The sequence below is a fragment of the Variovorax sp. H27-G14 genome, from assembly GCF_046156345.1.
Taxonomy (GTDB): Bacteria; Pseudomonadota; Gammaproteobacteria; order Burkholderiales; family Burkholderiaceae_C; genus Variovorax.
Window position 1 is genome coordinate 216,850 of record NZ_JAYLVN010000003.1, and the last position, 13,178, is coordinate 230,027.

The following is a 13,178-nucleotide window of genomic DNA, read 5'->3' on the forward strand; positions in this document are numbered from 1 at the left end:
TCGCATCCGCCAACCGGTCCAGCCGTGTCGCGGAAGGTTTCTTAACCAGCTAGTGCTTCCCTCAGGGAAGCGAAGGTCAGCGGATCATGAGCGATTCATCGACGCCATCGGCGTACACCGCCTATCAAGGCAACACCTACCTCTTCGGCGGCAATGCGCCCTATGTCGAAGAGATGTACGAAAACTACCTCGCCAACCCCGGCAGCGTGCCCGACAACTGGCGTTCGTACTTCGATGCCCTGCAGAACGTTCCCGCCGGCGACGGCTCGAACACCCGCGACGTTCCCCACCTGCCCGTGATCAACGCCTTCGCCGAACGTGCGAAGCAGGGCACGACCAAGGTCGTGGTGGCCAGCGGCGCGGACTCCGAACTCGGCCGCAAGCGCACCGCCGTCCAGCAGCTGATTGCCGCCTATCGCAACGTCGGCGCCCGCTGGGCCGACCTCGACCCGCTCAAGCGCGCCGAGCGTCCCTCGATTCCCGAGCTCGAGCCCTCGTTCTACGGCTTCACCGACGCCGACCTCGAGACGGTGTTCAACACCAGCAACACATTCTTCGGCAAGGACACCATGTCCCTGCGCGAACTGCTCAACGCACTGCGTGAAACGTACTGCGGCACCATGGGTGCCGAGTACATGTACACCACCGACCAGAACCACAAGCGCTGGTGGCAGCAGCGGCTCGAAAGCGCCCGCACCAACCCCAAGCTGAGCGCCGAGCAGAAGAAGCACGTGCTGAACCGACTCACGGCCGCCGAAGGCCTGGAGCGCTTCCTGCACACGAAGTACGTCGGCCAGAAGCGCTTCTCGCTCGAAGGCGGCGAGAGCTTCATTGTCTCGATGGACGAGCTGATCAACCAGGCCGGCATCAAGGGCGTGCAGGAAATCGTGATCGGCATGGCCCACCGCGGCCGCCTGAACGTGCTGGTGAACTCGCTGGGCAAGATGCCCGCCGACCTGTTCGCCGAGTTCGATCACACCGCCCCTGAAGAACTCCCCAGCGGCGACGTCAAGTACCACCAGGGTTTCAGCTCTGACGTGACCACCCCCGGCGGCCCGGTGCACCTGAGCCTTGCGTTCAACCCGTCGCACCTTGAAATCGTCAACCCGGTGGTCGAAGGCTCGGTGCGCGCCCGCATGGACCGCCGCGGCGATCCGCTGGGCAAGCAGGTGCTGCCCGTGATCGTGCACGGCGACGCCGCCTTCGCAGGCCAGGGCGTCGTGATGGAAACGCTGGCGCTGGCCGAAACCCGTGGTTACTCCACCGGCGGCACGGTGCACATCGTCATCAACAACCAGATCGGCTTCACCACCAGCGACCCGCGCGACAGCCGCTCGACGCTGTATTGCACCGACATCGTCAAGATGATCGACGCGCCGGTGCTGCACGTGAACGGCGACGACCCCGAAGCCGTGGTGCTCGCCACCCAACTCGCGCTGGACTTCCGCATGGAGTTCCAGAAGGACGTGGTTGTGGACATCATCTGCTTCCGCAAGCTGGGCCACAACGAGCAGGACACGCCTTCGCTCACCCAGCCGCTGATGTACAAGAAGATTGCCCAGCACCCCGGCACGCGCAAGCTGTACGCCGACAAGCTGGCCACGCAAGGCCTGGGCGACACGCTCGGCGACGACATGGTCAAGGCGCAGCGCGCCGCTTTCGACGAAGGCAAGAACACGGTCGACCCCGTGCTCACGAACTTCAAGAGCAAGTTCGCCGTCGACTGGAGCCCCTACCTCAACAAGAAGTGGACCGACGCCGGCGACACCGCCATTCCCTCGACCGAATGGAAGCGCCTGGCCGAAAAGATCACCACCGTGCCGCAAGGCTTCACCGTGCATCCGCTGGTGAAGAAGGTGCTGGACGACCGCGCCGCCATGGGCCGGGGCGACGTCAACGTCGACTGGGGCATGGGCGAGCACATGGCCTTTGCCTCGCTGGTGGCCAGCGGCTACCCGATCCGCCTGTCGGGCGAAGACTCGGGCCGCGGCACGTTCACGCACCGCCACGCCGTGCTGCACGACCAGAACCGCGAAAAGTTCGACACCGGCACCTACACGCCGCTGCAGAACGTGGCAGAAAACCAGGCGCCGTTCGTCGTGATCGACTCGATCCTGTCGGAAGAAGCCGTGCTCGCGTTCGAATACGGCTACGCCTCGAACGACCCGAACACGCTCGTGATCTGGGAAGCCCAGTTCGGCGACTTCGTGAACGGCGCGCAAGTGGTGATCGACCAGTTCATCGCCTCGGGCGAAGTGAAGTGGGGCCGCGTCAACGGCCTGACCATGATGCTGCCGCACGGCTACGAAGGCCAGGGCCCCGAGCACAGCTCGGCACGCCTGGAGCGCTTCATGCAGCTGAGCGCGGACACCAACATGCAGGTGGTGCAACCCACCACGGCCAGCCAGATCTTCCACGTGCTGCGCCGCCAGATGGTGCGCAACCTGCGCAAGCCGCTGATCATCCTCACGCCCAAGTCGCTGCTGCGCAACAAGGACGCCACGTCGCCGCTGACCGAGTTCACCAAGGGCAGCTTCCAGACGGTCATTCCGGACAGCAAGGGCCTGAAGGCCGAGAAGGTCAAGCGCCTTGTCGCGTGCTCGGGCAAGGTCTACTACGACCTGGCCAAGAAGCGCGAAGAGCAGGGCAACGACGACGTGGCGATCATCCGCGTCGAGCAGCTGTACCCGTTCCCGCACAAGGCGTTTGCCGCGGAAATCAAGAAGTACCCGAACCTCGTGGACGTGGTGTGGTGCCAGGACGAACCGCAGAACCAGGGCGCCTGGTTCTTCGTGCAGCACTACATCCACGAAAACATGCAGGACGGCCAGAAGCTCGGCTACTCCGGCCGTGCCGCTTCGGCATCGCCGGCAGTGGGTTACTCGCACCTGCATCAAGAACAGCAGAAAGCGCTCGTGGATGGCGCGTTTGGCAAGCTCAAGGGCTTCGTGCTGACCAAGTAAAACCAGTTCTTTTCACACGAACACCTCAAGAACAAAACGGAGCTCACTCCAAATGTCTATCGTAGAAGTCAAAGTCCCCCAGCTTTCCGAATCCGTGGCCGAAGCCACCATGCTCACTTGGAAGAAGAAGGCCGGCGATGCCATCGCCGTCGATGAAATCCTGATCGAGATCGAGACCGACAAGGTCGTGCTGGAAGTGCCCGCGCCTTCGGCCGGCGTGCTGATCGAAATTCTGCAGCCCGACGGCGCCACCGTGATCGCCGAACAGCTGATCGCCCGCATCGACACCGAAGGCAAGGCCGCCGCCGCACCTGCTGCCGCAGCACCCGCTGCCGCACCGGCCGCCGCTGCGCCTGCTCCGGCAGCCGCTGCAGCAGTCACTGGCGGCTCGAAGGCCGACGTGGCCATGCCCGCCGCCGCCAAGCTGCTGGCCGACAAAAACCTGAAGACCGGCGACGTGGCCGGCACGGGCAAGGACGGCCGCGTGACCAAGGGTGACGTGCTCGGCGCCGTGGCCTCGGGTGCCAAGCCCGCTGCTGCCGCCACCGTTGCCGCACCGGCTGCCAAGCCCGCGCTGCCGCAAGTGAGCGCATCGGCCCGCGCCCCTGACCTGGGCGAGCGCCCGGAACAGCGCGTGCCCATGAGCCGCCTGCGCGCCCGCATCGCCGAGCGCCTGCTGCAGTCGCAGTCGACCAACGCCATCCTGACGACGTTCAACGAAGTCAACATGGCCCCGGTCATGGACCTGCGCAAGAAGTTCCAGGACGCGTTCACCAAGGAGCACGGCGTGAAGCTCGGCTTCATGAGCTTCTTCGTGAAGGCGGCAGTGCATGCGCTGAAGAAGTACCCGGTGATCAACGCCTCGGTCGACGGCAACGACATCCTGTACCACGGCTACTTCGACATCGGCATTGCTGTCGGTTCGCCGCGTGGCCTGGTGGTGCCAATTCTGCGCAACGCCGATCAGATGAGCTTTGCCGACATCGAGAAGAAGATCGCCGAGTTCGGCAAGAAGGCGCAAGACGGAAAGCTGGGCATCGAAGACATGACCGGCGGCACGTTCTCCATCTCGAACGGTGGCACCTTCGGCTCGATGCTCTCGACGCCGATCATCAACCCCCCGCAGTCGGCCATTCTGGGCGTGCACGCCACGAAGGACCGCGCGGTGGTGGAGAACGGCCAGATCGTGATCCGTCCGATGAACTACCTGGCCATGAGCTACGACCACCGCATCATCGACGGTCGCGAAGCCGTGCTGGGCCTGGTCGCCATGAAGGAAGCGCTGGAAGATCCGTCGCGCCTGCTGTTCGACATCTGATCCACGCGCGCCGCCGATGGAGTGGTTTTGCAAGACCTTCGACGCTTTGACGGCGTGGGAGCTCTACGCGATTCTTTCGGCGCGCAGCGAGGTCTTTGTCGTGGAACAGCGCTGCGTGTACCTGGACCCGGATGGCAAGGACATGCAGGCGCATCACCTGTTCGCACTGGACGGCGCACTGGGCCGGCAACAGGTGGCGGCATATATGCGGCTGCTGCCGCCGGGCGTGTCATACGAGGAAGCCTCGCTCGGACGCGTCCTCACAGGCCGCGAATATCGCGGGCAGGGCCTCGGGCAAGAGCTGCTGAACAAGGGGCTCGTGCAAGCGAACATGCTCTGGCCCGACACCGCGCTGAGGATCGGCGCGCAGGCGTACCTGCAGAAGTTGTACGCGTCGGCAGGCTTTGCCACTGTGGGCGAGCCCTACGACGAAGACGGGATACCGCACATCGAAATGGTGCGGAGCGTTCATCACTAAATTTTTGAGAATCACATGACCAAACAATTCGACGTCGTCGTCATCGGTGGCGGCCCCGGCGGCTATATCGCCGCGATCCGCGCGGCGCAACTCGGCTTCAACGTGGCCTGCATCGACGAGTGGAAGAACGCCAAGGGCGGCCCCGCGCTCGGCGGCACCTGCACCAACGTCGGCTGCATTCCCTCGAAGGCGCTGCTCCAGTCGTCGGAGCACTTCGAGCACGCCGGCCACGGCTTTGCGGACCACGGCATCAACGTGTCGGGCCTGTCGCTCGACATCGACAAGATGCTGGCCCGCAAGGACCAGGTCGTGAAGCAGAACAACGACGGCATCACCTACCTGTTCAAGAAGAACAAGATCGCGTCCTTCCACGGTCGCGGCTCGTTCGTGAAGGCCGCTGAAGGCGGCTACGAAATCAAGGTGGCCGGTGCGGCCGAAGAAACCATCGTCGGCAAGCACATCATTCTGGCCACGGGCTCCAACGCCCGCGCGCTGCCAGGTGCGGCTTTCGATGAAGAAAACATTTTGTCGAACGACGGCGCGCTGCGCATCGGCGCCGTGCCGAAGAAGCTGGCGCTGATCGGCTCCGGCGTCATCGGCCTGGAAATGGGCTCGGTGTGGCGCCGCCTGGGCGCGGAAGTCACGGTGCTCGAAGCACTGCCCACCTTTCTGGGCGCGGTGGACGAGCAGATCGCCAAGGAAGCCAAGAAGGCGTTCGACAAGCAAGGCCTGAAGATCGAACTGGGCGTGAAGGTCGGCGAGATCAAGTCGGGCAAGAAGGGCGTTTCCATCGTCTGGACCAACGCCAAGGGCGAAGCGCAGACGCTCGACGTCGACAAGCTGATCGTGTCGATCGGCCGCGTGCCCAACACCATTGGCCTGAACCCCGAAGCAGTGGGCCTGGCGCTCGACGAGCGCGGTGCCATCAACGTCGACGGCGACTGCAAGACCAACCTGCCCAACGTGTGGGCCATCGGCGACGTGGTGCGCGGCCCGATGCTGGCGCACAAGGCCGAGGAAGAGGGCGTTGCCGTGGCCGAGCGCATTGCCGGCCAGCACGGTCATGTCAACTTCAACACCGTGCCCTGGGTCATCTACACGCACCCCGAGATTGCATGGGTCGGCCAGACCGAGCAACAGCTCAAGGCCGAAGGCCGCGCCTACAAGGCTGGCACCTTCCCGTTCCTGGCGAACGGCCGCGCACGCGCGCTGGGCGACACGACAGGCATGGTCAAGTTTCTGGCGGACGCCACGACCGACGAGATCCTGGGCGTGCACATGGTGGGCCCGCAGGTCAGCGAGCTGATCTCCGAAGCCGTGGTGGCGATGGAGTTCAAGGCCAGCGCCGAAGACATCGCACGCATCTGCCACGCGCACCCGTCGCTGTCGGAAGCCACGAAGGAAGCGGCTCTGGCCGTGGACAAGCGCACGCTGAACTTCTGAGCTGCCGTTTCTCTTGACCAGCGTCAAACAGGCCTATGAGGCGGAGCTCGCCAAGCGCGGGTTCCACGCCGATCCCGCGCAGCTGCATGCCGTGGAGGCGCTGGACCGTTGCGCCAACGAATGGGCCGAGTACAAGGCCCAGCGTTCGAACGCGCTGAAGAAGTTCATCAACCGGCCTGAGCTTCCGCGCGGCGTCTACATGTACGGTGGCGTCGGGCGGGGCAAGAGCTTCCTGATGGACCTCTTCTTCAATGCCGTGCCGCTGCGGCGCAAGACGCGCCTGCACTTTCACGAGTTCATGCGCGAAGTGCACCGCGAACTGCGCGAGCTGCAGGGCACGGTCAATCCGCTCGACGAGCTGGGCTTGCGCATTTCCAAGCGCTACAAGCTCATCTGCTTCGACGAGTTCCATGTGGCGGACATCACCGACGCGATGATTCTTCATCGGTTGCTGATATCGCTGTTCGAGAACGGTGTGGGTTTCGTCACCACCTCGAACTTCAAGCCCGACGACCTGTATCCGGGTGGGTTGCACCGCGACCGCATCCTGCCCGCCATCGCGCTCCTGAACGAGAAGCTCGAGGTGCTGAGCGTGGACAACGGCACCGACTACCGGCGCCGCACGCTCGAGCAACTTCGCATGTACCTCACGCCGAACGACGCATCGGCCGAGAAGGAAATGCGCAAGGCCTTCGACAAGCTGGCCGAGACGGCCGACGAAAACCCGATCCTGCACATCGAGCAGCGCGAGATTCGCGCAATGCGCAAGGCGGGCGGCGTGGTCTGGTTCGACTTCAAGACGTTGTGCGGCGGCCCGCGCTCGCAGAATGATTACCTGGAAATTGCGAGCCAGTACCACACGGTGCTGCTTTCCGACGTGCCGCACATGCCGGTGCGCATGGCCTCCGAAGCACGCCGTTTCACCTGGCTGATCGACGTGTTGTACGACCGGCGCTGCAAGCTCATCATGTCGGCAGAGGTTCCGCCCGAGGCGTTGTACACCGAGGGGCCGCTGGCGCACGAGTTTCCGCGCACGGTCTCCCGGCTCACTGAAATGCAGTCGAGCGAGTTTCTTGCCCTGGAACGCCGCATCGTCGACACCCGACTCACATGAAAAAATTCGCCCTTGCCCTGCTCCTGACCCTGGCCAGCCTGCCGTTGTGGGCGCAGTCCAATGCGGCTGCGGGCAATGCCGACCTCGAGGTCGAGAAGCGCAGGTTGTCGACCGAGCGCGAAGCCATCGAAAAACGCTTTGTCGAAGAGCGGGCGGTTTGCTACAAGAAGTTCGCGGTGGAAGACTGCCTGCGCGAGAGCCGCGAGCGGCGCCGCAAGGAAGCCGACAACATCAAGCGCCAGGAAACGGCAATCAACGACATCCAGCGCCAGCGCAGCGGCGCGGCCGAACTGCAGAAACTCGACCAGAAGGCCGGCCAGCAACGCACGCAGGACACGCCCGAGAAGCAGCAGCAGTCGAGCCAGAACCAGAAGGACCGCGAGCAGCGCGCGGCCGACCACGCCAACAGCCGCGCGTCCACGGCCGGTGAGGCTGCGGAGCGCGAACGCGAGTTTCAGTCCAAGCAGAAGACGCATGCCGACGAGCAGGCCAGGGCCGCCCAGCGCAAGACGGAAGCGCCAGGGTTGGCCCAGCGCTACGAAGACAAGCTCAAGCGCGCAGAAGCGCACAAGGCCGACCGCGAGCGGCGCAACGCCAACCCCGGCAAGCCACGTGGCGCGCCGCTGCCACCGCCCCCGCCAGAGGCCGCGGCCTCGTCACCCGCGCGCTGAGCGCGCCGGGTCCGGGTCACCTAAGCGCTGACCGCACCAGGGTTGACCCGGTCTGACAGCGTCAGACAGCAGGCGGCAGCGCATCCACCTTCAGCACGGCGATCGAGATGTTGTCGCCCGTGCCCCGGGCGCGGCGCCGCGCCTCGCCCACCAGAATTTCCGCCGCATCGCGCGGCGGATGCGAATACAGCACGCTCGCCATTTCTTCCGTGCTGAAGTAATGCCAGAGGCCGTCGCTGCATGCCATGAGCAGGTCGCCGGGTGCCAGCTTGGGGATGTAGTAAGGGTCGACGGGCGGTGGCGTGGTCGTCATGCCCAGGCAGCCGAGCAGGATGTTGCCCTGCGGGTGGATGTTGGCCTCGGCCTCGCTGATCTGGCCTCGGTCGATCAGCACCTGCACGTACGAATGGTCGCGCGTGCGCGTGACCAGTTGCCCGTCGCGGTAGTGGTAGATGCGCGAATCGCCGGCATGGATCCAGGCGCAGTCGCCCTTGGGGTTCATGAGGAAGGCCGCCAGCGTGCTGTGCGGCTCCTGCTCGCTGGACACGGCGGTGAGCTTGATGACCGTGTGGGAGTCTTCCAATATCTGCCTGAGCACCGCCTGCGGGTCGTCGCGGCCGGGCTGGTAGCGCGTGAAGAGCTGGCGGGACGTCATCAGCACCTGGTCGGAGGCCTTGCGGCCGCCGCTGCGCCCGCCCATGCCGTCGGCCACCACGCCAAGCACGCAGCCCGGTACGCGGGGATGACTCATGACCATCACCTGGTCCTGTTGGTACGGGCGGTCTCCCTTGTGGAGTCCGGTGGCCGCGGCAAGTCGAAAGCCTTGAGTCATGAGGCATATGCGCGTGAAGCGCGTTTTTCTGTCGTCACTGGGGGTCGTGTCAGGACGTATTATCGAATGAACATGCGCCACAAAAACGCCGTGAGCGCCCCCCACCGTTGGACTCCAATCTTCACTCCCTTTCCCGCCAACTGATCGAGCTGCGCATCGAGCATGCCGATCTCGACGCCTCCATCGACCGGTTGTCCGAAACCTCGCCGCAAGACGAGCTGATGTTGCGGCGCCTGAAAAAACGCCGACTCGCGCTGCGTGACCAGATCACGCGGCTGGAGAACGTGCTCGACCCGAAAGAGCCGGCGTGAGCGGCGCGCTCGAAGACCAGGTGCGCGACGCCTTCGCGCAAGGCGGCGTGCTGTCGCGTGCCGCCGAGCAGTTCCGAGAGCGTTCGGGCCAGACCGAAATGGCGCTGGCCGTGGCCCGCACCATCGAGGAGGGCGGGGTGCTGGTGGTGGAGGCGGGCACGGGCGTGGGCAAGACCTTCTCGTACCTCGTGCCGGCCTTGCTGAGTGGCGAGCGCGTGCTGCTGTCCACCGCCACCAAGACGCTGCAAGACCAGCTGTACGGGCGCGACCTGCCTCGCTTGGTCGAGGCTTTCGGGCTGCCGGTGCGCACGGCGCTGCTCAAGGGGCGCGGCAGCTACCTGTGCCTGCACCGGCTCGACATGGCCCGCCACGACGCGTCGCTGCCCGAGCGCGGCAGCCTGCGCACGCTGGCCAAGATCGAGCAATGGTCCAAGGCCACGCGCACCGGCGATCTGGCTGAATTGCCGGGGCTGGACGAACGCTCGCCGCTCATTCCGCTGATCACCTCCACGCGCGAAAACTGCCTGGGCGCGCAATGCCCGCAGTTCAAGCTCTGCCACGTGAACCTGGCGCGGCGCGAGGCGCTGGCGGCCGACATCGTCGTCATCAACCACCACCTGTTCTTTGCCGACCTGGCGGTGCGCGAGACCGGCATGGCGGAACTCCTGCCGACCGTGAGCGTGGTGGTGTTCGACGAGGCACACCAACTCAACGAAACCGGGGTACAGTTTCTTGGCGCTCAACTGGGCAGCGGCCAAGCGCTCGACTTTGCGCGCGACATGCTTGGCGCCGGGCTGCAGCATGCGCGCGGGCTGGTCGATTGGCAGCAACTGGCGGCCGGCGTCGAACGCGCGGCGCGCGAGTTGCGGCTGGTGGTCGGCAAGCAATGGCCGGGCGCCAAGCTGCGCTGGCTGGGCGCATCGCCGGAAGGCATCGATCCCGAGGCATGGCAACGCGCGCTCGACGACCTGCAGCATTCCTTTGAAGAGGCCGCTGAAGGGCTGGCCACCGTCAGCGAAATTTCGCCCGACTTCGTGCGCCTGCACGAGCGGGCCCGCCAGATCGCCAAGCGCACCGCGCGCTTCGCCTTGCCGTGCGCGGTCGATTCGGTGCGCTGGGTTGATGTGGGCACGCAGCTGCGGCTGGTGGAGTCGCCGCTGGACATCGCCGACGCAATGCGCAAGCGGGTGCTGAAGATCGTTGATGCGCAGTCCGATGCGGCTGAAGACGCCGCCGAAGATGACGATCTCGACGCCTATGGAGAGCGTCAAGCGGACGAACGCCAGTCAGGCGAGGCGCCGCCGGTGCAGCAGAACGGCGGGCGCGCCTGGGTCTTTACCTCCGCCACCCTGGGCGACGAGCCCACGTTGCGCTGGTTCACCGAGCCCTGCGGCCTGCATGACGCGCAAGTGCTGCGCGTGAAGAGCCCGTTCGACTACGCGGTGCAGGCGGCGCTCTACGTGCCGCGTGCCTTTCCAAAGCCCAACGACCCTTCTCATAGCCAGCGGGTGGCGGAACTGGCCGCGCATGGCGCCACGGAACTCGGCGGGCGCACCTTGGTGCTGACCACCACGCTGCGCGCCTTGCGCACCATCGGCGACGCCATGAAGCAGCAGTTGGAGCTGCTGGATGCCGCGTTGCGCCCCGAGGTGCTGGTGCAGGGCGAGTTGCCCAAGCGCGTGCTGATGGACCGCTTTCGCGAAGGCGCGAGCGGCGGGCGTGCAGGCTGCGTGCTGGTGGCGTCGGCGTCGTTCTGGGAGGGCTTCGATGCACCGGGCGATGCGCTGCAACTGGTGGTGATCGACAAGCTGCCGTTCCCGCCGCCCAACGATCCGCTGGTCGAGGCGCGCTCGCAGCGGCTGGAGGCGCAAGGCCGCAGTTCGTTCGCGGACTATTCGCTGCCCGAGGCGGCGGTAGCGCTCAAGCAAGGGGCGGGGCGGTTGATTCGCCGGGAAACCGACAGCGGCGTGCTGGCAATCTGCGACACCCGCCTGGTCGCCATGGGCTATGGCCGCCGGTTGCTGTCGGCGCTGCCGCCAATGCGGCGGCTGGACAGCGAAGCGGACTTCAACGCCGCGCTGGACGCGCTCAAGACCTGACCCGAGCGCGCCGCGCGTGCGCTGGCTGTTGTGTTGCCGGCCTTACCAGACCTTCCACCAAGGGTCGTCCTTGCCCTTGAATCCGTTGGCAAGGTAGGCGCTCTTGGGGTAGTTGGTGGTCAGCACGCGTTGCGCGTCGTCGCGCAGGTCCTTCATGCCGAGGGCGTCGTACGACTTCACCATGATGTACAGGGCTTCCTCGAGCGCCGGCACTTCGCGGTAGTCGGACAGTGCGATCTGCGAGCGGTTGATGGCCGCCAGGTAGGCACCGCGCGAATAGTAGTAGCGCGCCACATGAACTTCGTACTGCGCGAGCGAGTTCACGATGTAGTTCATGCGCTGGCGGGCGTCAGGCGTGTAGCGCGAGTCCGGAAAGCGCGTGACGAGGTCCTTGAAGGACTCGAACGATTCCTTGGCGGCCTTCTGGTCGCGCTCGGACAGGTCCTGGCGCGTCATGAAGGCGAACATGCCGAGGTCGTCGTTGAAGTTGATCACGCCCTTGAGGTACAGCGCGTAGTCGAGCGCGGGGCTCGCCGGGTGCAACTTCATGAAGCGGTCGATGGTGGAGATGGCCGCGGCCTTCTCGCCAGACTTGTATTGGGCGTAGGCCTTTTCGAGCTGGGCCTGCTGCGCGAGCGGCGTGCCGGCGGCGCGGCCTTCCAGCTTCTCGTAGAGCGGCACGGCCTTGTCGTAGGCGCCCGAACCCGATTCGTCCTTGGCTTCCGAGTAGATGCGGTTGGGGCTCCAGTTCGCGGTCTTGTCGACCGAGGTAGAAGAGCAGCCAGCTGCTAGCAAAGCCGCCGCGCTGAGCGCGATCCAAGCGGGGACCGATAATTTGGCGCGAAACATCACATACGGCTTTCGTGAAACAGTTACCCTCAATTATATCGACCGACCCTCTGGGCCCTGTCTTCGAAGCCCCTGAGGCCACCGAGGCGAGCGAACTCGAGGAGGGCGCCGACCCCATCGAGCCCAGCGAACTGCGCCCCTTCGTCATCGACGCGGCCCAGCATGGCCAACGGCTCGACCGCGCGCTGGCCGCTCTGGTGCCAGAGTTTTCGCGCAGCTATCTGCAGCAGTTGATCGAGGCCGGTGCGGTCGAATTGCAGGGGCGCACGCTCAAAAAAGTGTCGGCTGCGGTGAAGGCGGGCCAGGCCGGGCGCATCGAGCTGCGCCCGACGCCGCAGAGTCAGGCCTTCCGGCCGGAGGCGATGGACATCGTCACCGTGCACGAGGACGAGCACCTGCGCATCATCGACAAACCCGCCGGGCTGGTGGTGCACCCGGCGCCGGGCCATTGGAGCGGCACGCTGCTCAATGGCCTGCTGGCACTCGATCCGAAGGCCGTGCTGCTGCCGCGCGCCGGTATCGTGCACCGGCTCGATCGCGACACCAGCGGGCTGATGATGGTGGCTCGCACCCGGGCCGCCATGGACGCGCTGGTGGCGTTGATTGCAGCGCGCGAGGTCAAGCGGCAATACCTTGCAATGGGCCACAAGCCTTGGGAAGGAAGCGCTGCCAGGCAGGTAGACGCGCCCATCGGACGCGACCCGCGCAACCGGCTGCGCATGGCGGTGGTCGATCTGGAGCGCAATTCGGGAAAGACCGCGCGCACGCTCGTCGAGCGGCTCGACAGCCATTCCGAGGGCTGCGCGGTGCGCTGCACGCTCGAAACCGGCCGCACCCATCAGATTCGCGTGCACATGGCGTCCATCGGCCATCCGCTGGTGGGCGACGCGCTTTATGGTGGCGCGCCGGCCGTGGGCTTGACCCGCCAGGCGTTGCATGCGTTCCGGCTGGCCTTCGTGCACCCCGTCACGCAGGCGCCAATGGAGTTTCGCTCGCCGCCGCCGCCCGACCTGGCCCAGGCTTTGCAAGCCTGGGGGCTGGATTACAATCGCGCCTGACGGCCCGAGTGCCGCGCCGGCCACCCAAGGCCGGCCTTGCGT

11 protein-coding genes are annotated in these 13,178 nt (G+C 65.6%); 9 read left to right on the plus strand and 2 right to left on the minus strand.

Annotated features, from left to right (window positions below; translation table 11 throughout):
- Positions 1-86 precede the first annotated feature (86 nt).
- The 6 genes from VLK31_RS09975 to VLK31_RS10000 are packed head-to-tail and all read left to right on the plus strand — an operon-like array spanning position 87 to position 7,987.
- On the plus strand, positions 87-2,963 hold the full coding sequence (locus VLK31_RS09975; protein ID WP_409168237.1) for a 2-oxoglutarate dehydrogenase E1 component: 2,877 nt from the start codon (positions 87-89) through the stop codon (positions 2,961-2,963).
- A 52-nt stretch (positions 2,964-3,015) separates the two neighbouring features.
- Positions 3,016-4,281 carry a 2-oxoglutarate dehydrogenase complex dihydrolipoyllysine-residue succinyltransferase gene (gene odhB / locus VLK31_RS09980; protein WP_409168238.1) on the plus strand — a complete coding sequence of 422 codons (1,266 nt, stop codon included), beginning with the start codon at positions 3,016-3,018 and terminating at the stop codon, positions 4,279-4,281.
- A gap of 16 nt (positions 4,282-4,297) precedes the next feature.
- A complete protein-coding gene (locus tag VLK31_RS09985; protein ID WP_409168239.1) occupies positions 4,298-4,759 on the plus strand; it encodes a GNAT family N-acetyltransferase in 462 nt (153 codons plus the stop codon).
- A 15-nt stretch (positions 4,760-4,774) separates the two neighbouring features.
- Positions 4,775-6,202, plus strand: a complete 1,428-nt coding sequence (gene lpdA / locus VLK31_RS09990) for a dihydrolipoyl dehydrogenase (RefSeq protein WP_409168240.1) — start codon at positions 4,775-4,777, stop codon at positions 6,200-6,202.
- Between the two features lie 13 nt (positions 6,203-6,215).
- Positions 6,216-7,316 carry a cell division protein ZapE gene (gene zapE / locus VLK31_RS09995; protein ID WP_409168241.1) on the plus strand — a complete coding sequence of 367 codons (1,101 nt, stop codon included), beginning with the start codon at positions 6,216-6,218 and terminating at the stop codon, positions 7,314-7,316.
- Positions 7,313-7,987, plus strand: a complete 675-nt coding sequence (locus VLK31_RS10000) for a hypothetical protein (RefSeq protein ID WP_409168242.1) — start codon at positions 7,313-7,315, stop codon at positions 7,985-7,987. Before zapE ends, VLK31_RS10000 begins: the two co-directional genes overlap by 4 nt.
- A gap of 61 nt (positions 7,988-8,048) precedes the next feature.
- On the opposite strand, the gene VLK31_RS10005 is transcribed toward VLK31_RS10000, so the two are convergent.
- Positions 8,049-8,819 carry a PP2C family protein-serine/threonine phosphatase gene (locus VLK31_RS10005; protein ID WP_409168243.1) on the minus strand — a complete coding sequence of 257 codons (771 nt, stop codon included), beginning with the start codon at positions 8,817-8,819 and terminating at the stop codon, positions 8,049-8,051.
- Positions 8,820-8,926: 107 nt separating this feature from the next.
- Here VLK31_RS10005 and VLK31_RS10010 point away from each other — a divergent pair, with 107 nt between their 5' ends.
- Positions 8,927-9,130 (plus strand): YdcH family protein, encoded by a 204-nt coding sequence (locus VLK31_RS10010; RefSeq protein ID WP_409168244.1) that lies wholly within the window; start codon positions 8,927-8,929, stop codon positions 9,128-9,130.
- Entirely contained in the window at positions 9,127-11,229 is a 2,103-nt protein-coding gene (locus VLK31_RS10015; protein WP_409168245.1) for an ATP-dependent DNA helicase, read from the plus strand. The genes VLK31_RS10010 and VLK31_RS10015 overlap by 4 nt, the downstream gene beginning before the upstream one ends.
- 42 nt (positions 11,230-11,271) lie before the next feature.
- On the opposite strand, the gene VLK31_RS10020 is transcribed toward VLK31_RS10015, so the two are convergent.
- Complete coding sequence (locus VLK31_RS10020; RefSeq protein WP_409168246.1) at positions 11,272-12,078, minus strand: outer membrane protein assembly factor BamD; 807 nt, start codon at positions 12,076-12,078, stop codon at positions 11,272-11,274.
- 35 nt (positions 12,079-12,113) lie between these two features.
- Here VLK31_RS10020 and VLK31_RS10025 point away from each other — a divergent pair, with 35 nt between their 5' ends.
- Positions 12,114-13,136, plus strand: a complete 1,023-nt coding sequence (locus VLK31_RS10025) for an RluA family pseudouridine synthase (protein WP_409168720.1) — start codon at positions 12,114-12,116, stop codon at positions 13,134-13,136.
- Positions 13,137-13,178 lie beyond the last annotated feature (42 nt).

What these genes read in the sequence shown, in the direction of transcription:
- VLK31_RS09975 (WP_409168237.1), top strand. Translation starts at nt 87, where the DNA reads ATGAGCGATTCATCGACGCCATCGGCGTACACCGCCTATCAAGGCAAC.
- odhB (WP_409168238.1), top strand. Translation starts at nt 3,016, where the DNA reads ATGTCTATCGTAGAAGTCAAAGTCCCCCAGCTTTCCGAATCCGTGGCC.
- VLK31_RS09985 (WP_409168239.1), top strand. Translation starts at nt 4,298, where the DNA reads ATGGAGTGGTTTTGCAAGACCTTCGACGCTTTGACGGCGTGGGAGCTC.
- lpdA (WP_409168240.1), top strand. Translation starts at nt 4,775, where the DNA reads ATGACCAAACAATTCGACGTCGTCGTCATCGGTGGCGGCCCCGGCGGC.
- VLK31_RS10000 (WP_409168242.1), top strand. Translation starts at nt 7,313, where the DNA reads ATGAAAAAATTCGCCCTTGCCCTGCTCCTGACCCTGGCCAGCCTGCCG.
- VLK31_RS10005 (WP_409168243.1), bottom strand. Translation starts at nt 8,819, where the DNA reads ATGACTCAAGGCTTTCGACTTGCCGCGGCCACCGGACTCCACAAGGGA.
- VLK31_RS10020 (WP_409168246.1), bottom strand. Translation starts at nt 12,078, where the DNA reads ATGTTTCGCGCCAAATTATCGGTCCCCGCTTGGATCGCGCTCAGCGCG.